Source organism: Actinacidiphila sp. bgisy160 (genome assembly GCF_057707815.1).
The window spans coordinates 1-23,226 of record NZ_JBYIQW010000016.1; the positions used below are offsets into that span (position 1 = coordinate 1).

The 23,226-nt window shown below is 73.8% G+C and carries 18 protein-coding genes and 1 pseudogene; 5 read left to right on the forward strand and 14 right to left on the reverse strand.

Features of this window, described 5'->3' with window-relative positions; translation table 11 throughout:
* The 9 genes from AC3EUJ_RS15540 to AC3EUJ_RS15580 all read right to left on the reverse strand — a co-directional run.
* Positions 1-1,897 (reverse strand): alkaline phosphatase family protein (locus AC3EUJ_RS15540; protein ID WP_431961802.1); only part of this gene is annotated, 1,897 nt, incomplete at its 3' end.
* 191 nt (positions 1,898-2,088) lie between these two features.
* Entirely contained in the window at positions 2,089-3,486 is a 1,398-nt protein-coding gene (locus AC3EUJ_RS15545; RefSeq protein ID WP_431961803.1) for a cytochrome P450, read from the reverse strand.
* Positions 3,483-4,460, reverse strand: coding sequence for an NAD-dependent epimerase/dehydratase family protein (locus AC3EUJ_RS15550; RefSeq protein ID WP_431961804.1), 978 nt, complete (start codon positions 4,458-4,460; stop codon positions 3,483-3,485). The genes AC3EUJ_RS15545 and AC3EUJ_RS15550 overlap by 4 nt, the downstream gene beginning before the upstream one ends.
* A 203-nt stretch (positions 4,461-4,663) precedes the next feature.
* The gene (locus AC3EUJ_RS15555) at positions 4,664-5,563 is read right to left on the reverse strand and encodes a UbiA prenyltransferase family protein (RefSeq protein ID WP_431961805.1); all 900 of its coding nucleotides are present in this window, start codon (positions 5,561-5,563) and stop codon (positions 4,664-4,666) included.
* Positions 5,560-8,328, reverse strand: a complete 2,769-nt coding sequence (locus AC3EUJ_RS15560) for a PEP/pyruvate-binding domain-containing protein (RefSeq protein ID WP_431961806.1) — start codon at positions 8,326-8,328, stop codon at positions 5,560-5,562. The genes AC3EUJ_RS15555 and AC3EUJ_RS15560 overlap by 4 nt, the downstream gene beginning before the upstream one ends.
* Before the next feature lie 2 nt (positions 8,329-8,330).
* Positions 8,331-9,041 carry a methyltransferase family protein gene (locus tag AC3EUJ_RS15565; RefSeq protein WP_431961807.1) on the reverse strand — a complete coding sequence of 237 codons (711 nt, stop codon included), beginning with the start codon at positions 9,039-9,041 and terminating at the stop codon, positions 8,331-8,333.
* On the reverse strand, positions 9,038-9,955 hold the full coding sequence (locus AC3EUJ_RS15570; protein ID WP_431961808.1) for an AfsA-related hotdog domain-containing protein: 918 nt from the start codon (positions 9,953-9,955) through the stop codon (positions 9,038-9,040). The genes AC3EUJ_RS15565 and AC3EUJ_RS15570 overlap by 4 nt, the downstream gene beginning before the upstream one ends.
* Before the next feature lie 406 nt (positions 9,956-10,361).
* The gene (locus AC3EUJ_RS15575) at positions 10,362-11,264 is read right to left on the reverse strand and encodes a metallophosphoesterase family protein (RefSeq protein WP_431961809.1); all 903 of its coding nucleotides are present in this window, start codon (positions 11,262-11,264) and stop codon (positions 10,362-10,364) included.
* Between the two features lie 158 nt (positions 11,265-11,422).
* Positions 11,423-12,874 (reverse strand): MFS transporter, encoded by a 1,452-nt coding sequence (locus AC3EUJ_RS15580; RefSeq protein ID WP_431961810.1) that lies wholly within the window; start codon positions 12,872-12,874, stop codon positions 11,423-11,425.
* A 297-nt stretch (positions 12,875-13,171) separates the two neighbouring features.
* On the opposite strand from AC3EUJ_RS15580, the gene AC3EUJ_RS15585 reads away from it, so the two are divergent.
* The gene (locus AC3EUJ_RS15585; RefSeq protein WP_431961811.1) at positions 13,172-13,750 is read left to right on the forward strand and encodes a TetR/AcrR family transcriptional regulator; all 579 of its coding nucleotides are present in this window, start codon (positions 13,172-13,174) and stop codon (positions 13,748-13,750) included.
* A 10-nt stretch (positions 13,751-13,760) separates the two neighbouring features.
* On the opposite strand, the gene AC3EUJ_RS15590 is transcribed toward AC3EUJ_RS15585, so the two are convergent.
* Complete coding sequence (locus tag AC3EUJ_RS15590; protein WP_431961812.1) at positions 13,761-14,306, reverse strand: GNAT family N-acetyltransferase; 546 nt, start codon at positions 14,304-14,306, stop codon at positions 13,761-13,763.
* A gap of 536 nt (positions 14,307-14,842) precedes the next feature.
* Here AC3EUJ_RS15590 and fusA point away from each other — a divergent pair.
* Positions 14,843-16,858, forward strand: a complete 2,016-nt coding sequence (gene fusA, locus AC3EUJ_RS15595) for an elongation factor G (RefSeq protein WP_431961813.1) — start codon at positions 14,843-14,845, stop codon at positions 16,856-16,858.
* A 57-nt stretch (positions 16,859-16,915) separates the two neighbouring features.
* On the opposite strand, the gene AC3EUJ_RS15600 is transcribed toward fusA, so the two are convergent.
* The gene (locus AC3EUJ_RS15600; protein WP_431961814.1) at positions 16,916-17,332 is read right to left on the reverse strand and encodes a hypothetical protein; all 417 of its coding nucleotides are present in this window, start codon (positions 17,330-17,332) and stop codon (positions 16,916-16,918) included.
* Positions 17,333-17,623: 291 nt separating this feature from the next.
* Here AC3EUJ_RS15600 and AC3EUJ_RS15605 point away from each other — a divergent pair, with 291 nt between their 5' ends.
* Positions 17,624-18,718 carry a mechanosensitive ion channel family protein gene (locus tag AC3EUJ_RS15605; RefSeq protein ID WP_431961815.1) on the forward strand — a complete coding sequence of 365 codons (1,095 nt, stop codon included), beginning with the start codon at positions 17,624-17,626 and terminating at the stop codon, positions 18,716-18,718.
* A gap of 423 nt (positions 18,719-19,141) precedes the next feature.
* The gene (locus AC3EUJ_RS15610) at positions 19,142-19,471 is read left to right on the forward strand and encodes a hypothetical protein (RefSeq protein ID WP_431961816.1); all 330 of its coding nucleotides are present in this window, start codon (positions 19,142-19,144) and stop codon (positions 19,469-19,471) included.
* 306 nt (positions 19,472-19,777) lie between these two features.
* Here the strand turns inward: AC3EUJ_RS15610 and AC3EUJ_RS15615 are convergent, their stop codons facing one another.
* Complete coding sequence (locus AC3EUJ_RS15615; protein WP_431961817.1) at positions 19,778-20,956, reverse strand: low temperature requirement protein A; 1,179 nt, start codon at positions 20,954-20,956, stop codon at positions 19,778-19,780.
* 318 nt (positions 20,957-21,274) lie between these two features.
* Here AC3EUJ_RS15615 and AC3EUJ_RS15620 point away from each other — a divergent pair, with 318 nt between their 5' ends.
* Positions 21,275-21,799 carry a universal stress protein gene (locus AC3EUJ_RS15620; protein WP_431961818.1) on the forward strand — a complete coding sequence of 175 codons (525 nt, stop codon included), beginning with the start codon at positions 21,275-21,277 and terminating at the stop codon, positions 21,797-21,799.
* 69 nt (positions 21,800-21,868) lie between these two features.
* On the opposite strand, the pseudogene AC3EUJ_RS15625 reads toward AC3EUJ_RS15620, so the two are convergent.
* Together AC3EUJ_RS15625 and AC3EUJ_RS15630 are read right to left on the reverse strand one after the other, a co-directional pair.
* A pseudogene (locus tag AC3EUJ_RS15625) lies at positions 21,869-21,940 on the reverse strand (hypothetical protein); the annotation flags it as partial.
* A 155-nt stretch (positions 21,941-22,095) separates the two neighbouring features.
* Complete coding sequence (locus AC3EUJ_RS15630) at positions 22,096-23,103, reverse strand: PP2C family protein-serine/threonine phosphatase (RefSeq protein WP_431961914.1); 1,008 nt, start codon at positions 23,101-23,103, stop codon at positions 22,096-22,098.
* Between the last annotated feature and the right edge of the window lie 123 nt (positions 23,104-23,226).

Genomic DNA, 23,226 nt, shown 5'->3' on the forward strand with positions numbered 1-23,226 from the left:
AAGACTGAGGGGAGCTGAACGCGGTCAGGAAGCGGTCGCGGAAGGCGTCCATCCGCCAGACGGGAGCGTTGTGCTCGGGCCGCAGCCCCTCGCTCCAGCCCCAGCCGGAGACCTGGTCCAGCACCTTCGGGTCGTGGGCGACGATCGCGACCGGCACGTCCCGGCTGGCGTCGACGCCGACGACCGTCGACACCGGCTGGTGGTCGCCGAGGAAGACCAGCACCGTGTTCTCGTTGCCGTACTTCGTCACGAACTCGATGAGGCTGTTCAGCGAGTACTGGATGGCCCTTCCGTACTCCCGGCGCACCTGCCGGGGGTCCTTCCAGACTTCGTCGCGGTCCTTGCCCTCCTTCTTGATGGCGTCGTAGACCGAGCCGTCGCCGACCTGGTCCCAGTCGATCATGCGGGGGATCGGCGCCCAGGGGTTGTGGCTGGAGGTCAGGATGATCTCCGACATCATCGGCTGGTTCCGCGCCCTCCCGTGTTCCAGACGCTCGAACGCCGACAGGGTGTACTGGTCCGGTACCGGGGACCAGCTGAACTTGGGGCCCTGGTAGCCCATGGTGCGCGAGTCGTGGACGTGGTCCAGGCCGAAGAACTTGCTCTCCGGCCAGGCCCGCGTGACGCCCGGCATCATGCCGACCGTGCGGAAGTCACCGGTGCGCTTGAAGGCGCTGGTCAGGGTCATCCGGTCGCTGGAGCTGACGTAGCGGTAGCGCTGCTGGTCCTGGACCCACAGCCCGGACAGGAAGGTGGTGTGGGCGAGCCAGCTGCCCCCGCCGGTGACGGGGGAGGTCAGCCAGCCGCTGCGGGCGGAGAAGCCCGCGTCGGCCAGCTTCCGGGTGCCGTCGCGGAGCACCGCGTCGACGTCCGGCGCCATCGCCGGGTCCTCGACCGCGCCGCGGCCGTAACTCTCGATGAACGTGAAGATGACGTCCTTGCCCCGCAGTCCGGACAGCAACTGGTCGGACGGGACCTTCGCGAACGGGTCGTTCGCCACCTTCTTGGCGAACACCTTCTGGTCGGCCAGGCCCTGCCGCACCATGACCACCTGGCCCCGGACCCGCGAACTGGCCTCCTTGGCGGCGACATTCAGCCCGGATACCTGGATGCCGAGCGTCGCGCACGTCATCCAGACCACGCCGGCCACCAGGGTGCTGCGGCGCGCCACCGAGGGGTGCCGCAGCATCAGCGTGCAGAGCCGCAGGATCGCCAGCGGCATCAGCACGAGCAGCGCGAGGACGGCGAGCAGGGCCCCGGCCAGAGCGCCGTAAGCCGTCGTCCCCCCGGCCGAGTCCTTCAGGAACGACAGCCCGTCGGAGAACAGGGGCCAGTCGAAGAGCGGGTGGAACGGGCGTTGCAGCGACTGGTAGAAGCCCATGTCCACGCAATTGAGGACGACCAGCAGGCCGAGGAGCACCCCGCTGAGGACCGCCACCACCCGTCGGGGCCGGGGCGGCAGCACGAGCAGCAGGGCGGCCAGCAGGACGGGCTCCGACGGGACGCGGGCGAACCGGGAGGCGGTCAGCTGGGGGAGCCGATCGGGCATCAGGAAGGCGAACAGCACCAGGCCGCCGGCGAGGATCGTGAGGCTCCACGACACGGCGCGCGTGACGTCCGGGTGCCGCTCCCGCCACCGGGCGAGGGCGCTGCCCGCGGCGGGGGCTGCGGGGTCGCCGGGGTCCGCTTCGGGCGCCTGCTCGTCCTCCGTCCCGCTGTCGGCGGCAGGGGCCGCAGCCTCCTGCGTCTTCGCATTCGCCTCGGGTTCGGCCGTCTCCTCGGCCGTCTCCTTGGCCGGCTTCGCGGCCGCCTCCTCGGGAGCGTCACCCGGGGGCGGTTGCTGCCTCGTGTCCGCCTGATCCGTAACCGGTCGCTGATGAGCGCTGGAGAGCGACAACCCGGGGTTCCTTCCAACGAGCCACAGTGATGGGGGGTGACCCCGGCTGGGGAGGCTTGGGCCACCGACAAGCCTGTACGGCTCGCCCCTCGCCCCGGTTCACTCTCCTCCCGCCCATGATGAAAGCAGACCATTGCATGGGGATGTCTTTACGGAAGCGCGAGCCCGTGACCGGACTGTCGTCCGCGGAGTCACCGGGTGCCCGCGCGCTCGCGCGGCACGCAGGTCATCGGCATCGTGGTGGGGTGGACGACCGCGCCGCGGGCGAGTTCGCGGACGCGCGGGCCGTCGCCCACCGGGCGCAGGCGCCACCGGGTGGCGATCGTGGCGACCTGGAGGACGGCCTGGGTGAGGGCGAAGACGTTGCCCGGGCACTGCCGCCCGCCCGCGCCGAAGGGGATGTACGCGGCCCGGGGCAGGCCCGCGGCCCGTTCGGGCAGCCAGCGGTCGGGGTCGAAGGCGAGAGGTCCGGGGTGCAGCTCCGGCAGGTGATGCAGGACGTACGGGCTGAACAGCACGGTCGCGCCGGCCGGGACGGGGACGCCGCCGAGCAGCACCCCGTCCGGGGAGAGCCGCAGGATGATCCAGGGCGCGTACCGGCGCAGGGCCTCCTGGACGACGCGCCGGGTGTGGGGGAGGCGGGGCAGGTCCTCGAAGACGGCCGGGCGTCCGCACAGGGCGCGGTCGGTCTCCTCGTGGAGCAGGCGCTCCACCGCGGGCTCGCGGGCGAGTTCGTGAAAGACCCAGGCCAGGGTGGCACCGGTGGTCTCGGTGCCCGCGACGAGCATGTTGACCAGCTGGTCGTGGACCTGGTCGTCGGTCAGCCGCTCCCCGGTCCGCTCGTCCGCGGCGAGCAGCAGCACGGAGAGCAGGTCGTCGTGGTCGGTGCCGTCGGCGCGGGCGGCCTCCACCACGTGCCGGGTGGCGGAGCGCAGACGCCGTACGGCCCGGTCGAAGCGCCGGTTGGCGGGAGTGGGCAGCCGCAGCAGGGCGTCGGGGAGCACGGAGCGGCGGGGGATCTCGTCCAGGACGACGGGCAGCGAGCGCTGCACCTCGGTGACGGCCTCCGCGCCCAGGTCGGAGGAGAACAGCGCCCTGGCCACGGTGGTGAGGGCGAGCGCGTTCATCTCCCGGTCGACGCACACGATTCCGCCGGGCCGCCAGGCCGCGCCGCGCTGGGCGGCGACGGCGGTCATGGTGTCCGCGTAGCGGGCGATGCGGGCCTTGTGGAAGGCGGGCTGCATCAGCCGGCGCAGCCTGCGGTGCTCGTCGCCGTCGGCGGTGCCGACACCGGAGCCGAGCAGGGGGCGTACCTTCTCGATGAGGACGCCCTGGTCGAACCGGCCGGCTTCGCCGGTCAGCAGGGCGCGGACCAGTTCGGCGTCGTTGACGACGTACGCGGGCAGGGCGCCCAGACGGATGCGGACCACCGGGCCGACGGCGGGGAGCGAGCCGAGGAACTCCAGGGGGCGCCGCAGCAGTGCCGGGCCGTGGCCGAGCAGGGGCAGCGCTCCGGGGGCCTCGGGAGCGCGGCCGGCGGCGGAGGGCGCGGCGGTCGCGGTCGCGGTGGCGCGGATCGGTAGGGTCACGGCGTCCCGTCTTCCGTCGGTCCGGCGGCCGCTGCCGCCGGCGTGGCCAGGGGGTCGAGGTGGGCGCGGTACCAGGGCGCCGCGGCGGCGAAGCGCGTGGCGAAGGCCCCCGGGATGTGGCTGGTGCGCCGCCAGACGCGGCCGCTGTCGTAGTGGTGGTCCTGGCCGAAGAGCGCCAGGTGGCGCAGGTCGCGGGGCCTCCCGGCGAGGAGTTCGAGGGCCTCGCCGTACGTGAGGCCGGCCACGGGGGCGGGCACACCGAGGTGCTCGGTGAGCGCCGCGGCCAGCTCGCGTACGGCGACCGGCTCGGGGTGGGCGACGTGGTGGACCTCCCCGCCGGGCACCGGGCCCCAGCCGGCCACGGCCAGCGCGGCGATCGCCGCCGCCAGGTCCTCGACGGCGACCAGGGAGAGCAGGGCCCGGCCCCCGTCGACGGAGACCGGCAGCGCGGTGAGGGTACGGACGAGCCGGGGGACCAGCCACCGGTCGCCCGGCCCGTACACGAACATCGGCCGCAGCACGACGCCTCCGGCGGCCCGGACCGACCGCTCTCCCCGGAGCCGGGAGCGGCTGACGGCGGAGACCGGCGCCGGGACGAGGTCGCCCTCGGCGGCACCGCGGTGCGGCCCGTCGCCGTACACCGCGGCGGTGCTCAGGTGGACGATCCGCCGCACCCCGGCACGCCGTGCCTCGCCGACCAGGGCGGCGGTGCCCCGGTCGTTGACGAGTGCGCAGGCCCGAGGATCGCCCTCGTCGACGGTGCACGCGAGATGGAGCAGGGTGTCCACGCCGTCGCAGACGCCGCGCAGGGTGCCGGGGCGGGTGAGGTCGGCGTGGACGAGGCGGGCCGCGGGGTCGGCCGCGGGTGGGCGGCGGTGCACCAGCAGCCGTAGGTCCACACCTTGTTGGCGCAAGCGCCGGTGGACGGCACCGCCGATGAAGCCGGCGGCACCGGTGAGCAGGACGGTCGTCATCGAGGGAGGTCTCCAGGGCCGGCGGGCGGGGAGTCGCTGATCGGCGGCGGCGCGGCGGTGGCGGGCACCGCCCGGCCGGGGGTCGGCGGGCCGCTCGCGGGGGCGTCGGCGAAGGGGCAGGCGGGGCTGCCAGGAGGGCCGGTGGGGCGTGGTCCCAGTCCTGGTTCGCGGTGCCGCCGGTGGGCGGTGCGGCGGGTGAGCGATCACCGCGGTCCTCCGGGGTCGGCGGACTGGATGAGCAGCGCCGAGGTGAGCAGGGCGGACAGGAAGCCGACCACGAAGACCATCGCCGCGGGCACGGGCCAGGCCGCGCTGCGGTGGCGCAGGAAGCGCACCGCCACCGCGACCGGGAGGGCCGTCAGGGCGCAAGGCAACAGCGCCCGGGGATCGGGCAGCAGGGCCGCGGCCGCCACGGCGGCGAGCACCGCCCAGCCGAGCGCCGCCAGGGCACTGGGCACCGGGCCGATGACGCCGGAGTACGTCCGGGAGCCGGGCTCGGACCGCCGGCGGGTCTTGCGGGCGAACTCGAAGTGCAGGAAGACGCAGGCCGGGACGAGCAGCAGCGGCAGCACCTGCCACCCGGCGGGGACGGGCGTGGAGTCGGTCAGGGAGACGTACATGTACACGCTGAGCAGCAGTTGCACGGGGTGCGTGACGGCGAGGTTGAGCAGCGGGCCGTCCCGGAGCCGGGCGGACCGCCGCTCCAGCACCACCAGCAGCCAGGAGTACGCGAGGCAGGCGGCGAGCGGCAGCAGCGACACCGGCGACAGGGCCGCGTTCGGCGCCGCGAGGAGCACCACCACGCCTGCCATCGCGCACCGCAGTTGGGCGACGGTGACCGTGCCCCGCACCAGAGGGCGGTCCGGGTTGTGTTCCCGGTCGTAGTCGAGGTCCTTCTGCTCGTCCACCACCCGCAGCCAGTAGAGCACCAGGACGGCCGAGGCGCAGCGCACCGCCGTGCCGGCGCCCGGGCCCCAGGGCGTGCGGGTCGCCGCCGCGGCCGCGGCCTCCAGGGACAGCACCCACAGCGTGGCGTAGGGGACGTACACGTACGGGGTGAAGACCTGGCCCGTGAAACGCAGGAGCGCGGTCGCCGTCCTCATCGGCCCGTCTCCTGGTCCGGCGGGGGCGTCAGGATCCTGACGATTCCCGTGGAGCCGTCCATCTCGATCAGCGCTCCGTCGGGGATGACGGTGGTGGCACCGGCGACGGCGACGACCGTGGGGATGGCGAACTTGCGGCCGGTGATGGCGGTGTGCGAGAGCAGGGTGCCGCGTTCCACGACCAGCCCGCGCGCCCCCAGCATGAGGAACAGCCAGCCGGGGTCGGTCTCGCGGGCCACCAGGATCATGTCCGCGCACGGTTCGACGGGCCGCAGCGGGTCGAGGACGACACGTGCGGTGCCGCGGACGACGCCGCTGCTGGAGCCCAGTCCCGACAGTTCCCCGTCGCGGTGCCCGCCGGGGGCGGTCGTCGCCGGGCCGCGGGGAAGCCGGTCGCGTACCGGGCCCAGGGTGGTGAAGCCCGGCGGCAGGTCCGGCCCCGGCGCCTCGTACTCGGCGCGCCGGACGTCCGCGAGCGCCTGAAGGTTGCCGCTGACCCCGCTGCCGTCGTACCAGCCGAACAGCTCGTCCTGGGTGAGGTGGACGACGTCGCCGGGATCGCGCAGCACCCCGCGCGCGTGCAGGTCCTCGCCCAGCGAGGCGAAGACCGCCTTGCTGTAGCCGAAGAGCTCGCTGCGGAAGTAACGGGAGTTCTCCCGGTGGGTGATCGCGCGGCGCAGGGCCGCCAGCAGGGCGCGCACCAGCCGCAGCCGGGGCGAGCGGGCGCCGAGCGCGGCCGCCAGCCGTTCCTCGGCAGCGGCGCGCACCCGCAGTTCGGCGGTGCGCAGCGCGGGCCCGTCGAGTCCGGCGGCGGCGTGCTCGCCGGCCATCCGCAGCAGCGTCCACGGGGTGCTGCGGAGATTGGGCCGCTCCATCTTCAGTTCGTGCAGGCCGCGGTCGCCGTACCGGTCGAGGTGCTCCAGCGCGGCTGCCCGCGGCTCCTCCCCGAACACGCCGTCCCGCACCGCCCGCCACAGTTCCGGTCCCGGTTCCGGGCCGGCGCGCAGGGCGGCGGACAGCCGCGGGTTCCGGCGTACGGTCTCGGCCAGCCGGAGCAGTGACATCACCGCCTCGCTGCTGCGGTTGGACTCGTCGCCGCAGAGCAGGTCGCTCAGGAGACCGGGGCCCTCGTGGGGCGCCCAGCGCGCGAGCAGCCGGCCGGTGATGCCGGCGGTGGTGCCGAGCACGGAGTCGTTGAGGAGGGTGACGCCCCAGTGGTTGCCCACCTGCCGCCACACCTCGCGGTGGTCCTGGATGCGGGCCAGCGGGTCGGCGGCGGACCAGTCGGCGCCCCGGCGGCCGGCGATCAGGTCCTCCCACCAGCCCTCGAAGGCCGTCATGGAGCGGTGGTGACCGGCGATCAGCCGTACGACCCGGGCCACCGGACGCACCAGCCGCACGGGGCAGGGGGCGGGCTCCGCGGCGGGGCCGCTGCCCTCTGCCAGACCCATCATCGACTCCCACGACGCGCGGAACCACGGGAAGACGGCGAGCCGGCCGTGCAGCCGGTACCACGACTCCAGGTCGTAGTGGATCCGGTTGCGGTGCAGCCCGATCATGCGCTCCAGGTACGGCTCGTCGTCATGGAGGGTCCGGGCCGGCACGCCCATCCTGCGGTACAGGTCGTGGAAGATCGCGTGGTAGAACCGCCGCGCGAAGGAGTAGGTCAGCGCGGTGGTGGGGCCGGGGAAGCTCTCGGTGACGTTGGCGCTGCTCCACAGCCGGCGAAGCCGCAGATCGACCGCGACCGGGCGGGACTGTACGAGGTGCACCCGTCCGTCGGCGGTGACGGCGCCCTCGACGTCCTGCGGCTGCCCGCCGAAGAGCCGTTGCACGGTGCGGCCCAGGGCCGCCAGTTCCCGTACGAGCGGGTCGTCGAGGACGGGGGCGTCGCGCAGTTCCGGCGGTACGGCCTGCGGCACCGGCCCCGCGTCGGGGCGCCGCGGGTCGGCGACGAGGCGTTCGGGCTTGGCGGCGACGACGCGCTCCAGCCGCTGCTCCGGGCCCCGCAGGAAGTAGTGGTCGACGCCGACCTTCTCCTGCACCACGCCTTCGCCGAGGCCGAGGCCCGCGGCGATCAGGGTGTCGGCGGCGCCCGTCCGCGGGTCGCAGGTGAACATCACGAAGGAGCGTTCGGCCAGCACCATCCGCTGGACGCCGACGGCGACCGCTATGCCGTCAGGGCCGCCGCAGTCCACCGGCAGGCCGCGGGCGTGCCGGTAGAGCAGCGCCTCCGCGTTGTGCCCGGAGGCCCAGCACGCCCGGACCCGGTCGACGAGCGCGGCGCGGCGCACCTGCAGGAAGCTGTCGCTGAGCCCCGCGAAGGGGTCGTCGGCGCCGTCCTCGCCGTGGACGCCGGCGGTGCAGGCTCGTACGGCGGCCGGCGCGGCCGGGCCGATCACCTCGTCGAAGGCCGCGAGCAGGCGCCGTTCGGCCTCCGGCGGCAGGGGCGCGGTGGCGTACAGCTCGCGGATGCCGGCGGCCGCGGTCCGTACGGAGGCGGGGTCGGTGAAGTCCGCCGACCGCAGCAGGGCGTCGATGCGCGGGCGCAGCGGCAGGGTGAGGGCGCGGTGCCAGTCCGCGGGCAGGACGAAGAAGGCGGGCACGGTCAGTCCGGCCCCGCGCATCCGGGCGAGCCGCGCGAACTTGTGCCCGCAGTCCCCAGCCGTCATGTGCTTCTGATCCAGCAGCGGGGCGAGGGTGAGGGAACGGGGACGGTGACTCCCGCGGGGCTTGGCGCCGGCCGTGGTTACGTGTGCGGTCAAGGTCACCACACCGCCGGGATCAGGCGCTTGCGGTGCCGGGCGTACGCGGCGTACCCGCGCAGGTCCGTCAACGCGCGCTCCTCGGCGCGGATGCGCAGCACGACGGCGGGCAGCAGCAGCGCCAGGAACGCGGCGACGCTGAGCGGGTTGGCGAGGACCCCGACGAAGCCCGCGTGGGCCAGCACCATGCCGCTGTAGGCGGGGTGGCGCACCAGCCGGTACGGGCCGTCGGTCACGACCTCGTGGTCGCCGAGGGTGCGCACCTTGTGCGAGTAGAAGCGGCCGAGCCGGCGGATCGCCGCCAGGCGCAGCGCCGCACCGCAGACGAAGACCGCCGCCGCGAGCCACTGGCCGGGTCCCCATCCCTGCCACCAGGGGGCCACGAAGAGGGCGGTGGCCACCACCGCGCCCCGGGCCGCCCCGTACCACTGCATGGTGCCGCGGTCGTCGCCGCCGCTGACCCGCGGGGCGGCCCGGAAGGTGACGCGCAGTTCCAGGAGGGTCCACAGCAGGTAGAGGCCGATGACCACGGTCTGGGCGCCGTGCCGGGGCTCGGACCAGTGGCCGCCCTCGCGGACCAGGGCCCAGCCCAGGGCCACCAGTCCGGCGGTGAACAGGGTGGGCGGGAAGAGACTCTCCAGGCGGGGGCGGCGCATGCGCTCGCGCTGCCGCGGCGGTGCGGTCCGGGTGTCCGTCCCGGCGTCCGGGCTCATTGCGCGGCTCCCGCGGGGGCGCCGCGCAGCCTGCGGTACGCGGCAGGGGACAGCGCGTACCCGCTGTAGCGGGCCTCGCCGACCGGGCCGCCGCTCGCGCTGAACCGGATGCGGACGTCACCGCCGCCGACCGGGGGCAGGGAGTCGGTCCACAGCCGGACCCCCTCGGCGCGGCGTACCGGACGCGCGGTGGCGGCGCGCACCGAGGTGAGGACGTAGTGGCGGTCGAAGTCCACCCGGCGTGACTCGTGGCCCAGCAGCGTCACGAACTGCCGTGCGGCTTCGGCGATTTCGGTCAGCGAGCGCAGCTCCGCACCGGATCCGCCGGGGCGGCCGCGCAGATGGTGGCCGCGGGGCGGGGAGAGCAACTCGGCGCTGTAGCCGCCCGGTCCGTGGTTGCGGTAGTCGGCGAGCAGGACGTTCTCGGGGCGGTGGCGGTGGACCAGTGCGGGGGCGACCATGGCGTCGCGGCGCGGCCCCCGGTCCTCTCCGGCCCGCGGTCCTGGCGGTGCCGTGCCCCCCGGACTCCCCGGGGACGGGACGGCCACCGCGTGGATCCGTCCGTCACAGACCGCGCGGTCCCGTTGCCTGGCGCGCACCCGCCAACCGCCGGGGGTCCCGGGCAGGGCGCGTGCGCTGAGCTCCACGGGGAGGTGTTTCTCGGCGAAGCTGCCGAACTCCAGTTCCAGCGCGTGGACCCGCCAGGCGGGCCCGGGGTGCGCGTCCGTAGCGGCGACGCGTTCGACGAGTTCGGCGGCCCCGTCGATCAGCAGGGCCGCGGGCAGGTGGTCGAGTGGGTGGTCGAAGAAGAAGGGGTCCTGTTCGACCGCCCGCAGCCGGGCGGTCCAGGTCACCGTGGCATCGCTGCCGCGGTGGGTGACGCGCTCGTCCGTGGGCGCTTGTAAGACTGGCATCGGACAACAACTCCGTTGGCTTCCCGGCGGTTCACCGTGCATGGGCAGGTTCGGTCGATCGGACCAGTTGTGTGTTGCGCGCTGGAGTCGACGCTACTACCCGCCGGTAATAACTATCGGCGGGCCGTTCGGGGCGGGTTGATTCCGGCCACGGCCCGGCTCCGGCGTTACCGGGGGTCCACCGCCGCGGCCGCCGGGCGGACGGCGGCACGGAGTGTCATGGGTCTCTCGGGTGCCCGATGGTCAGCGTTTGCTGTTGCGAACAAAGTTGGCGTGATCGGGATTTCGAACGGGATCGAATTCCTTGGGATTTCCCTTTTGTTCACCGCGGCGGGTGTTCGTGCGGTGACGTGAGGTGAGGTGAGGCGCGGTGAGGCACGGTGCGGCCGACGGGGTCCCGGGAGTGTCAACTGCCGGGCCCGGACCGGACGCCGGAGCCGAGCCGGTCGATGATCGTACGGAGTTGCTCCCGGTCGAGCTCGTAGATCGTCTCGCCCGCCCTCGGGTCGCGCGCGTGCAGGGTGTGGAACAAAGGCCCGCCGTGGGCTCCGATCTGCACCAGGGTGGCCGAGGCCCCCCGGACGGCGCGCTCGGTGCCGGGCGGCGCGGTGAGGTCGACCCGGCCGACGACCCCCGGGGTCACCCACACCGGCACCGACTCCAGGTGCCCGGAGAGCTGGAGGTGGAAGTGGCCGCAGAGGATCAGCCGCACGTCCGTGCCGCGGATCGCGTCGGCCAGTTCGTCGGGGTTCCGCAGTCCCAGCGCGTGCTGGACCTCGACGTCGAGCGCGATCGGCGGATGGTGCAGCACCAGCACACTGCCCATGGGGGCCGGGGTGGCCAGGACTTCCCGCAGCCAGGCGAGTTGTCCCCCGCCGACCAGGCCGTAGCCCATGCCGGGCACGAGCGAGTCGAGCGTGATGAAGCGGTAGCCGTCGACCAGGCTCACGGCCGCCCGCTCCCCGGCGGGCGAGGTGAGCATCGCGTGGGCGTGGTTGCGGCCGTCCGGGCGCAGGTGCCCGCTGCCCAGTGCCCGCGCGAAGGCCCGGCGCTCGTCGTGGTTGCCCGTGCTGTAGAACACCGGCGCCTGCCGGCGCAGCGCGAAGTCCCGGACGATGTCGCGCACGGAGAGGTACGCGTCCAGCGACCCGTCGTCGGCGATGTCGCCGCTGATGACGATGACGTCGATGTCCGCCACCGGCTCCAGGTCGTGGAGCAGCCCGCGCAGCGACTCCCTCGCGTTGACACCACCCGCCCTCGGCTTGCCGAAGCGGTCGAGATGGGTGTCGGAGAGATGCAGGATCCGCATTGCGCGTACGGTACTCGGCTCGCGCCGCGACGTCACCGATCATTGCGCCGCGCAACGGACGGGCGGGCGACCGCCGCGCCGCCGGCGGACGGCAGCGTGGGATGCGTCGGCGGGTGCGGTGAGCCCCCCACAAGGGCCGCCGCACCCGCCTCGGGGGATCAGCCGCGGGCGGCCGACGTGACCGGTTCGGCTTCCGCCGGGGCCGGTGCGGGCACGCCCGCGGTGTGGCGGGCGGTGGCGGCGCGGTGGACCGGGACGAGGAGCGCTGCCAGCGCCGCCGCCAGGCAGAGCACCGCCAGGAGGCTGAACGCGTGGGTGTAGCCGGACGCGTAGGGGAGGCCGGAGGGCTGCTGGAGCCGGCTGGTGACCAGGACGCTGGTGACCGCGGCGCCGATCGAGCCGCCGATGGTGCGGATGTTGGCGTTCATGCCGCTCGCGGCGCCGGTCTGCTCGGCCGGGACGCTGCGCACGATCAGGTTGGCCATCGAGGCGAAGGCGAGGCCGATGCCGAGGCCGAAGATGCCGGCCGCGAAGGCCACCTGCCACTGCTGGCCATGCCAGGCCGCCAGCGAGCCGCAGGCCACGGCGCCGAGCGCGGCACCGGCCGTGAGCAGGCGCTTCGCTCCCACCATGGGCTCCAGGCGGCCGCTGAGGACACCGGAGAGGAACATCGCGACGAGCATCGGCAGCATCAGCAGGCCGGCTCCCGTGACGCTGGCGCCGAAGCCGTAGCCCGCGGCGCGCGGGGTCTGGGCGAAGCCGGGGAGGAAGGACCAGATCGAGTACATCCCCGCACCGAAGAGCAGGCCGGCGGTGTTGGTGGTCCACACGGCGCGCAGCCGCATGATGCGCAGGTCGATCAGGGGGTGGCGGGAGCGGGCCTCGGCCGTCAGCCACAGGGCGAAGAGGACGACGGCGGCGGCGAACAGGCCGAGGGCGCGGCCGGAGGTCCAGCCCCACTGGGTGGCCTGGCTGAGCGGCAGCAGCAGGGCGACGAGCCAGCCCGACAGGAGGACGGCGCCGAGCCAGTTGACGCGTCCCTCGGCCCGGCTCGGGGACTCGGGCACGTAGCGGAAGGCGATCAGCGCGGTGATCGCGACGATGCCGACGGGCAGCCAGAACAGCCACCGGTAGTCGAGAGCCGAGACGATCGGGCCGGCCGCAACGATGCCGACGCCGCCGCCCGCGGCGATCACGGCGGACAGGTTGCTGATGCTCGGGCCCACCTCGCTCGCGGTGAACTCGTCGCGGATGATCCCGAAGGACAGCGGGAACAGCGCGCCGCCGATGCCCTGGATGACGCGGGCGACGATCAGGACGCCGATGGACGGCGCGAGCGCGGCCAGCAGGCAGCCCAGCGTCAGGGTCACCAGGACGGCGACGAGGGTGCGCTTCTTGCCGACCAGGTCGCCGACCCGGCCGAGGATCGGGGTGAAGACCGAGGCGGACAGCAGGTAGGCCGTCATGACCCAGGTCGCGGTGGACTGCGAGGTGTGCAGGGCGTGCTGGACGGTCGGCAGGGCCGGCGCGATCAGCGACTGGAGCATGGAGAACACGCCCGCACCGGTCGCGAGGACCGTGAAGGTGAGGCGGGTGGACTTTTGTGGCATGAAAAGCCTCTCCGATTCGGAAGGGGGCGTGGCCGGGAGCGTCCGGCCGTGGTCGTACGGGCCGCGCGGGCAGCCTGGGGAGCGGTGGTTGCGCGCGGCGGCCACCGGAAGAGTCGCGGGACGGGCGATGCGTCGGCGCAGGGCCCGTGAAGGGTCACACCGGGGTGCGTACGCCTCGCCGGCGCATGCCGGGCACGCGTCGGCGGGAACCACACCCCGACTGCTAAAGTGGAGGTATGCCTCCACTGTAGCGGAGGCTACCCTCCACTTCAAATCGTTCCGGTCAAGGAGGCAGCAGTGGCGGCCGACACGTTCCCCGTCAGCGCGATCGTCGCGTCCCAGCGCCCGCACCGCAGGGACGCGGCGCGCAACTACGACGCCCTGCTGGCTGCCGCCCGCGAGGCCTTCGCCGAGAACGGCGCCGAGGCCTCCCTGGAGGACATCGCCCGCCGCGCGGGCGTGGGCATCGCCACCCTCTACCGGAACTTCCCCACCCGCCGGCACCTCTTCGAGTCCGTCTACGCGGACGAGGTCAACGACCTGTGCCGGGTCGCCCAGGAGGTCGCCGGCGGCGAGCCGTGGGAGGCGCTGACCTCCTGGCTGGGCCGCTTCGTCGACTACACGGTGACCAAGCGTGCCATCCGCGAGGCCCTCAACAACGAGTCCGACGTCTTCCTGGCCTGCCGCGACTCCATGTTCCAGGCCGGCGGGCCCCTCTTCGACCGCGCCCAGCAGGCAGGTGACGTCCGCCCGGACATGTCCTTCGACGACCTGCTCCGCATGGTCTCCGGGATCTCCGCGACGAACTTCCTCGACGACGCCCAGCGCGACCGCGTCCTGTCCGTGGCCCTGGACGGGGTCCGCGCCGGGCGCTGACGCGCGCCGGTCAGCCGGCCGGGCTCCGCGGCCGCGGCGCGGCGTAGGCGCGGACGGCCACCGTCCGGTCCGGGCCCCACCGCTGCTCGACGGTGGCCAGCAGCGTCCAGCCCAGCCGCTCGTACAGGGCGGCCGCGGCCGTGTCCGACGCGACGACGTCGAGCACCGGGTGCAGGCCCCGCAGCCGGGCCTCCTCGACGGCCGCGGCCATCAGCAGGGCCCCGATGCCGAGGCCCCGGGCCCCCGGCGCGACGAACAGGCGGCCGACGACCGCCGTCGCTCTGGCGGGCACGCCCTCGCGCGCACTCCACAGCCCGGGCGCGGCGTCGCTCCCGGTGCCCGGGGTGAGGACGACGTGGCCGACGACGGCACCAGCGGACTCGGCGACCCAGGCGGCGAACGCCGCCCCGCGGAGCCACGCGGCCGGTGCGGCGGGCCAGTCGACCGGGTAGCCGTCCCGGTCGTGGACCGCGGCGAGCACCCCGACGCACGCGTCGAGGTCGCCCTCCTCCCGCCGCCGGACCCGGATCACCGCATCTGCCGTCTCGTCGTGCACCCGGGAATGCAACCACACGTCGCCTGTCGCGAGGGCAACGGGAAACCGGCGGGAAACGGACGCCGGCGGGCCAGTAGGCGGGGCCGGCCATCCGGGGCCGGCCATCCGGGGCCGCCCGTCCGGGGCCCGCGTGGGCGCGAATGGTCCCCCACGCCGCGAGCGCGTGGCAGCCGGCATCCCTCCGCGACCCGCCGCCGGGAAAACCCGATGCCCCGGAGCCGCCGCGCTCACTACACTCGCGTCGATCGCGCGCCGCACGACACCGTGGCGCGTTCCGTGACGAACGAGGGGAGCCCGGCCGTGTGTTGTCGTACCGCAGCCGTCGTGTCCCCGTCACGGCATGAGGTGATCCTGGTGTCTTCGCCGGCCCGGTGCCGGCTGCGCGGCCGGCACTGGACGTCCGCGACGACCTTCTGACCCTCGCACTCGGCGCGGCCGGGACCGGCGGCCGGGTACGCCCTGCCGCCGCGGGGGCATCGCGGGATCGCGGGAATCGCGCCGCCCACCGAAAGGATCACCCGAAAGGCCACCGGGCCATGCGCACCGTCAATCCGCTGACCGCCGTCCGCAACCTGGGCATCCTCGCCCACGTCGACGCGGGCAAGACCACCGTCACCGAACGGATCCTCTACCTCACCGGCGCCACCCACAAGCGCGGCGAGGTCCACGACGGAACGACCGTCACCGACTTCGACCCGCAGGAGCGCGACCGCGGCATCACCATCTTCGCCGCCGCCGTGAGCTGCGACTGGGACGGCCACCGGCTCAACCTGATCGACACCCCGGGCCACGTCGACTTCTCCGACGAGGTCGAACGCGCTCTGCGCGTCCTCGACGGCGCGGTCGCCGTCTTCGACGCGGTCGCGGGCGTCGAGCCGCAGAGCGAGTCGGTGTGGCGACGGGCCGACCGGCACGGCGTGCCGCGGATCGCGTTCGTCAACAAGCTGGACCGCGCCGGCGCCGACCTGGACGCCGCCGCCCGCTCCATCCGCGAGCGGCTGCGCACCGTGCCGCTCGTCGTCCAGCTGCCGATCGGACAGGAGGACGGCTTCACGGGCGTCGTGGACCTGCTGCGCATGCGCGCCCTGGTGTGGGCCGACGGCCACGGCGCGTACGCCGGGGGCCCGGTGCCCGGCGGCCTGCGTGAGGAGGCGCTGCGGCGCCGCCGCGTGCTGGAGGAGGCGGTGGCGGAGCTGCACCCGGCCGCGCTGGAGGAGTTCTGCGAACGGTCGGCGCTGTCGGAGGCGACGCTGCGCTCCGCGCTGCGCGATCTGACCCTGTCCGGCCACGGCGTCGTGGTGCTGTGCGGCTCGGCCTACCGCAACCGCGGGATCGAGCCGCTGCTGGAGGCCGTCGTGGACTACCTGCCGTCACCGCTGGACGTCCCGGCGGTACGCCAGGCGGCCGACCCGGCCGCGCCGTTCGCCGCGCTGGTGTTCAAGGTGAACGTGACCGCCACCGGGCGGCTGACCTACCTGCGGGTGTACGAGGGGACGATCAGGAAGGGGGACGCGGTGCTGGACACACGTGCCGGACGCACCGAGCGGATCGGCCGGATCCTGCGGGTCCAAGCCGACCGGCACGTCGACGTCGACGCGGCGGTCGCCGGGGACATCGTCGCGGTGGTCGGGATGAAGTCCGCCGCCGCGGGCGCGACCCTGTGCGCCCCGGGGGCGCCGCTGGTCCTCGAACCGCCCTTGGTGGCCGCGCCGGTCGTCTTCGTCGCGGTCGAGGCCGCCCGCAACACCGACACCGACCGCCTGGCGGTGGCCCTGGCCCGGCTGGCCGAGGAGGACCCCTCGCTGGCCGTGCGGACCGACCCCGAGACGGGCCAGACGGTCCTGTCCGGCATGGGCGAACTGCACCTGGAGGTCGCGGTGGAGAAGATCCGCCGTGACCGGGGGCTGGACGTCCGGGTCGGGCGGCCGCAGGTCGCCTACCGGGAGACGCTCGTCAGCGGCGTGTCGGGTCTGGTCTTCCGGCACGTCAGACAGGAGGGCGGGGCGGGGCAGTTCGCGCACGTCGTCCTGGACGTCGAGCCGTACGCGGAGGCCGCGTTCGCGTTCGTCTCGAACGTCGTGGGCGGGCGGGTGCCGAAGGAGTTCGTCCGCGCGGTCGAGGCGGGCTGCCGGGACGCCCTCGCCGAGGGTCCGCTCGGCGGCCACCCCGTGACCGGTGTGCGGGTCACGCTGACCGACGGCGCGACGCACTCCCGTGACTCCTCCGAGACGGCCTTCCGCGCCGCGGGCCGGCTCGGGCTGCGCGAGGCCCTGCGCGGCGGCGTCATGGCCCTGCTCGAACCGGTCGTCGAGCTCACGGTCACCGTCCCCGACGACGCGCTGGGCGCCGTCCTCGGCGACCTCGCCGCCCGCCGCGGCCGCGTCACGGGTTCCACGGCGCGTTCCGGTACGGCGGTCGTCACGGCCACGGTGCCGCTGGCCGAACTGTTCGGCTACGCGACCCGGTTGCGCAGCCGCACCCAGGGCCGCGGCACCTTCACCACCCGGCCGGCCGGGTACGCCCCGGCCCCGGCGGGCACGGTGACCCGCTAGACGCCGCGCCCGGCCCCGCCCCGCTCGTCCGCGTGGGGCGGGGCCCGCCGGGCCGGCTCACGCCTCCGCCATGAGGGCCTCGTTGACGGCCGCCACGCGCTCGTACAGCGGGCCCTCCCGCACGATGTCGTCCCCGAGACCCTGTCGGTGCGGCGGCACGTCGATCACGGTGACCAAGGTGTTGCCGTACCCGATCACCGCCCACCAGTCCTGTCCGGCCACCCGGACCCGCCACGTCGCCTTCACCCACTTCCCGGTGTCGGTCCGCACCTCCGCGGAGACCGGTTCCCAGGACCTGGGATCGAAGGCGAGCAGCGCCTCGACCGGCGCCCCGCGTCGCTCCAGACGCTCCGTCACGTGCGGCCCGCGCGCGGTGAGGCGTGCGGGCTCGCGCAGTACGTGCCGCACCCGTGCGAACAGCGGCGCGGGGCCGGTGGCCACGTGGAAGCGGGCGGTGCCGAAGCGTGGTGCCAAGGGGGGAGTCCTCACCGGGAACGCCGAAGGGCGTCGTGCATTGTGAACAGGGAGGATACCGGCACACCCGCCGCCGCTCCCGGCCGCGGCGACCGTGGCCGGAACGGGCGGCCGGGGCGGGGGCCGTCTGCGGGCCGCGGCACCGCTGCGGCAGGATGTGTCAGATCGCGCCCGGACACCGCGTGTTCGGCGCGCCCTCCTCGAAGTCCCCAGAACGATAAGGCGACAAGTGACGACACAGCACCCCCCGCGCTTCGTGGGTGAACCCGTACACACGTGGGGAGGCGACCGGTGAACCGGGCCCTCACGCTGCACGACCTGATGGTCGCCGGTGCCGCGATCGCCGCCGGCGCCCTGGCGGGGCTGCTGCTGCGACTGGCCCTGAAGTGGCTGGGCGAGCGGGCCAGGAGCACCAGATGGGGCGGCGACGACATCGTCGTCGCCGCCCTGCGCACCGTCGTGCCCTGGGCTGCGCTGGCGGCGGGCGCCTGGGTGGGGGCCGCGGCGCTGCCGCTGACCCGCGTCGTGGACCGGACGGTCAACCAGGTGCTCGTCGCGGTGCTGATCCTGGCGGCCACGATAGCCGCGGGCCGCATGGTCGCCGAGACGGTGCGGTCGCTGGCTCTGTCCCGGTCCGGGGTGGCCGGCTCCGCGACGATCTTCGTCAACATCACCCGCGTCGTCGTGATGGCGATGGGCTTCCTGGTCCTGCTGCAGACCCTGGGCATCTCCGTCACGCCCCTGATCACCGCCCTCGGCGTCGGCGGTCTCGCCGTGGCCCTGGCCCTGCAGGACACGCTCGCCAACCTCTTCGCGGGCGTCCACATCCTCGCGTCCAAGACCGTGCAGCCCGGCGACTACATTCGCCTCAGCAGCGGCGAGGAGGGCTACGTCGTCGACATCAACTGGCGCAACACCGTGGTGCGCCAGCTGTCGGACAACCTGGTGATCATCCCCAACGCCAAGCTGGCGAACGCGATCGCCACCAACTTCCACCAGCCCGAGCAGCAGATGTCCCTGATCGTCCAGGCGGGCGTGGGGTACGGCAACGACCTCGAGCACGTGGAGCGGGTGACCATCGAGGTCGCCGGCGAGGTCATGGCGCACGTCGAGGGAGGCATCCCCGAGCACGACACGGTCGTCCGCTTCCACACCTTCGGCGAGTCGCGGATCGACTTCTCGGTGATCCTGCGGACCTCGGAGTACGGGGAGCAGTACCGGATCAAGCACGAGTTCATCAAGCGCCTGCACCGCCGCTACCGGGAGGAGGGCATCGAGATCGCCTTCCCGACCCGGAACGTGGTGCTGCGTCAGGAACAGCCCGAGGGGATGACGCTGCCGCATCAGCGCACGGTCCCGGCGCCGGAGCGCACCTCCGGCGCCTGACGGCCCGCGCCGGGCACGCACTTCCGCGTGCGTGCCCGGCGGGCTTCCTCCTCGGGAGGACTTCGGCGACGGCATCGAGGGCCAGGTGTCGAGGAGTCGCGATCGGCCTTGTTCCGGCCATCGTTCGCCGCGCTCAAGGCGGCCTCCGCTCATCGGATTCCGGCAGGTGGCGGGGGGCCGACCCTATGGGGGAGCGCCGAAGGTGACGGAGGGGGCACGGAGGGTGCGTGCATCAGAAAATCGGGGCAGATTACTCCATAAGTGGACATGCTGAACCTGGCTCGATACGGTCGGGGGTGGGCGCAGTCCGCCCTTCGAGGCCGGTGCCCCGCCGCTCCCCAACGGCGTACTCAAAGCATGGCTTTGGGTCTGACCAGGGACGAGGGCACCCCACCGCGTACGCTTTCGAGAGGGGAAACAGCCATGCGCGCACAGCGATTTCTCGCACTGCTCGCAGGCCCGGTAGCCATAGGAGCCCTGGCGGTCCTGCCGGCGGCGCCCGCGCAGGCCGCGACCGCCGGCCATGTCACGGCGGGCACGGTCCAGGCGCAGGCCGCGGGCACCCTCGCCCCGCAGGCGAGCGATCGCTACTGGCGCGGTTACCGTGACGGCCGGGACGACGGGCGCCACGACGCCCGCTCACGCCCCCGCTGCCGGAACCACTGGGACTCGTACCGCCCCTCGAGCTGGAACTCCGAATACCGGCGCGGTTACCGCGACGGCTACCGCTCGGGATGGCACTCCTACTGCTGACCTGACCCCGCACCTCCGCCGCCATGACCCCTCCGCGGGCCGACAGTTGTGACAGCCGCGTCACCGGGCTCTTCTGCGTGGGCGGTCGCAGCCCGGCGGGGCGCTGAAGGCGTCGCCGGTGAGCGGGGCCGGCCTCGACGCAGTGGGTGTGGAGCTGGGAGGCGATGCGGGGTCCGGACGGCGCAACACGTGAGATACGGCCGCGGCGGCAGCGGCCGCCAGGGCTGCGGCGCGCTGTGAAGTGCCCAGTGAACTGGGCCGTTGGACGCGACAGCCCGTGGGACGGGTTCCGCCGGTGGCGTGCGTTCACGCGGCCGCTGTGCGTACGCCGGCGCGCGGCACGCAGGTCGCGGCGACCAGGAGCGCGGTGGCGACGCCCGCCACCAGGACCGGGGCGGGGGCGAACGTGGCGGCCAGGATCACCGCCACGGCCAGCGCGTGCACCACGTCCGGCGCGGTGGGGTGCCAGGCGGCCCGGCGGTGCAGAAGCCACACGGACAGGACGAACCCGGCGACGGGCACCGTGTAGGCCGCTGCCGCGACGTGGGCGGTCAGATGGCCGTGCCCGGTGGTCTGGGCGACGTTGACGGCGAGTCCGGCGCCCACCGCCGCCGCGCAGGCGAAGACCGCGTAGTGCCCGTAGCCCCACAGCGTGGCTGTGGCGAAGCCGCCCAGGCGGCGGGAGGCGTTCTGGGCGAAGTACAGCCACCACAGGGCGCAGACCGTGAGCGTGCCGCCCAGCACCAGCGTGGCGATGTCGCCGAACGTGGCTTCGGTGTCGAGGGCGGCGCGCACCGCCCCGGCGGCGGCCGTGATGGACTCGCCCAGGACGATGAGGGTGAACAGGCCGAAGCGCTCGGCGATGTGGCTCGGGTGCCAGGTGGTGTGGGCCACCCGCTCGGCCCACACGGGGACGGAGAGCTCGGCCAGGGCGAGGAGCACGTGCGCCGGGAGACGGAGGTCGCCGGGCATGACGAGGTGCGCCAGCCAGCCCGTCTGCACCACCAGGATCCCGGCGGCGTACCGCAGGCAGCACCGGCGCCGCTGCGGGTCGGCGCGGGCGGCCCGCAGCCACTGGCTCACCATGGCCAGCCGCATGACGACGTAGCCCCAGGTGATGACGGTGTAGTCGCCGTGCTGCAGGGCGGACGCCGTGCCCGCCGACATGACGAGGGCGCCGGTGATCTGCACGACGGTGAGCAGGCGGTACGGGATGTCGTCCGTGTCGTAGGCGGAGGCGAACCAGGTGAAGTTCATCCACGCCCACCAGATTGCGAAGAACACCAGCGCGTAGCCGAGGATGCCGCTCGCGACGTGTCCCGCGGCCAGTTCCTCCTCGAACGCGGCGGACGTCTGGGCGACGGCCACGACGAAGCAGAGGTCGAAGAACAGCTCCAGCGCGGTGGCGGTGCGGTGCTTCTCGTCGGCGACGCGGGCGACCATGCGGCGCCGCCATGCCGTGGCGGTGGCCTGCGGCGCGCTCACGCCGGTGCCGTCCCCGCGGCGCACGCCACGCCGCGCCGCCCGGGAACCGCTTCCTCGCTCACGTCACGTTCCTCACATTCCCGGGGGACAAGGCCCTGCTTCCCGCACGCTTCCTCCACTGAGACCGGACGTCCCGCGCCCGTGTGACACGCCCGCGGGAAGCGGCGCCGCCGGGCGCGCCGGACCGGCCGCTGGTGCCGGGGTTGTCACACTTCGGGGGCGACGCCGGTCGGTAGCGGTGGATGCCCCGTCGTCCTCGTGTGACCGCCCCCGGTTCCGAGGCCGGCTCCCGTTCAGCTCAGCCCCGAAAGGTTTCCCATGGCAGGCCCTGGCGTTCCCGAACCCTTCGGCGACGATCCCCTGCCGCGGTCGTCCACGGCGGGGGAGCCGGTTCCCCTGACGGGCGGCGGCCACGCGACCGTCGACAAGTACGGGGTGCTCGTCGGATACAGCGGCTCCGCCACCAGCAGGCGGGCCCTGTCGTACGCGGCCGGCATGGCGCGGCGCACCGGCGCGGCGCTCCTCATCGTCCACGTCGCGAAGGAGAACCCCGTTGCGTCGCTGCTCGGCTACGACGAGGCGGGCGGCGGGAGCTTGCCGCACGCCCGCGGCAAGCAGGCGCTCCTGCGGCAGCTCGCCCGCGAGGACCATCTGTCGGGGCTGCCCTGGACACTCATCCACCGCAAGGGCGCCGTCGCGGACGAACTGGAGAAGGCCGGCCGCAAGTACCGGGCGAACGCGATCATCGTGGGGCGCAGGCGCGGAGCCGGCCTCAGGCTGTTCCGCCCGATCTCCGACCGGCTGGCTCGCAGCGCCCAGCGCCCGGTCATCGTCGTCCCCTGACGGCGGCCTCAGTTGAGGCGTCTCCGTCCTTCAGGGACCCCGGTGTCGCGTGGGTGGAGTCACCTTCGACGCCAGACGGGCCCGCAGATGGACCGGATCCCACGGACTGGCGGTGACGAAGTGGGCCAGCGCCTGCCGGTTGCGGCTCGCCTGGCCTGACCGACTCACCCGCGCCGGCGCACACGCCGTATTCGCCCCCGCCACCGAGCACGCCACGTGGGCTGCGATCGGCGGGCTCATGCGCCTCGTGCCCGAGAGGTGCCTGCGATTTCGCCAGTGCAACGCTCAGGTCGGCCCTACGCCGGCCCCCGGTAACGGATCAGGAGCATGGCGGCGTCGTCGTGAAGCGGGCCACCGGTGTGCTGCTCGAGATCCTTGCGCAGGGCCTCGAGGGCGGCGTCGGGATCGGCGTCCTTCAGCAGATGGGTGCGTTCATCGAGTGGGTAGAAGTGCCGGTCGCGGTCGCGGGCCTCGGTGACGCCATCCGTGTACAGGAGCATCTGGTCACCCGGGGCCAGCGGGACGCGATAGGGGAGCGGTCCTATGGGTCCGATCTCGGCGAGACCCAACGGCGGGGCATTCCCGGGGGGCTCGGCCAGGGTGAAGGTGCCGTCTGCCCGGAGGATCAGCGGAGCCGGGTGACCGTAGTTGAGGAGGGTGACCTTGCGGTCGGCCTTGACCTCGACGAGTACGGCGGTGACGAACTCCTCCCCGGAAAGCCTGCGGTTCAGGGCCCGCTCGAGCCGGGAGCTCACCGAGACCAGATCGGGTTCATCATGTGCGGCCTCACGGAAGGCCCCGAGGACGACGGCCGCGGTCTCGACGGCCTCGAGACCTTTGCCCTGGACGTCACCCACGATGATGCGCACCGCGCCGTCCGCCGCGACGACCTCGTACAGGTCGCCGCCGATACGGGCCTCGGCGGCAGCGGAGGTGTAGGAGACGGAGATCCGCAGGTTCCCGGCGACCAGAGGAACGGGGCGTAGCAGCACCCGCTGGGCGGCCTCGGCGACGGACCGGACCGTGTCCAGTTCGGCCTCTCTGCGCCGGCGGTCGGCCGTGGCCGCGAGTGCTGCGACGGAGACCCCCGCGACCGAGAGCAGGGCCGTGTAGCCGCGGCGTACGTGGAACAGGTCGTTGTAGAAGCCCAGGAAGACGCAGAAGGCGAGTGCCAGAACGCCGATGGCCGTAGTCCGGCGCGGTGTTCCGGTCAGGCTGGCGAATGCCGGGCCCAGGGAGAGCAGTGGCAGGAGTCCGACACCGGGACCGGCCAGGACGTCGACGGTGGCGACGAAGCCCATCATGGCGAACGGCAGCACCGTCAGCAGGTTGACAGGGTGCCTCTGCTGCTCGGCCAAGATTTCCCTCTCCGGATTCCGTGACGCCTTCTGCTCAACGTGCCGGTCAACCACTTTTGCACAGAGCAA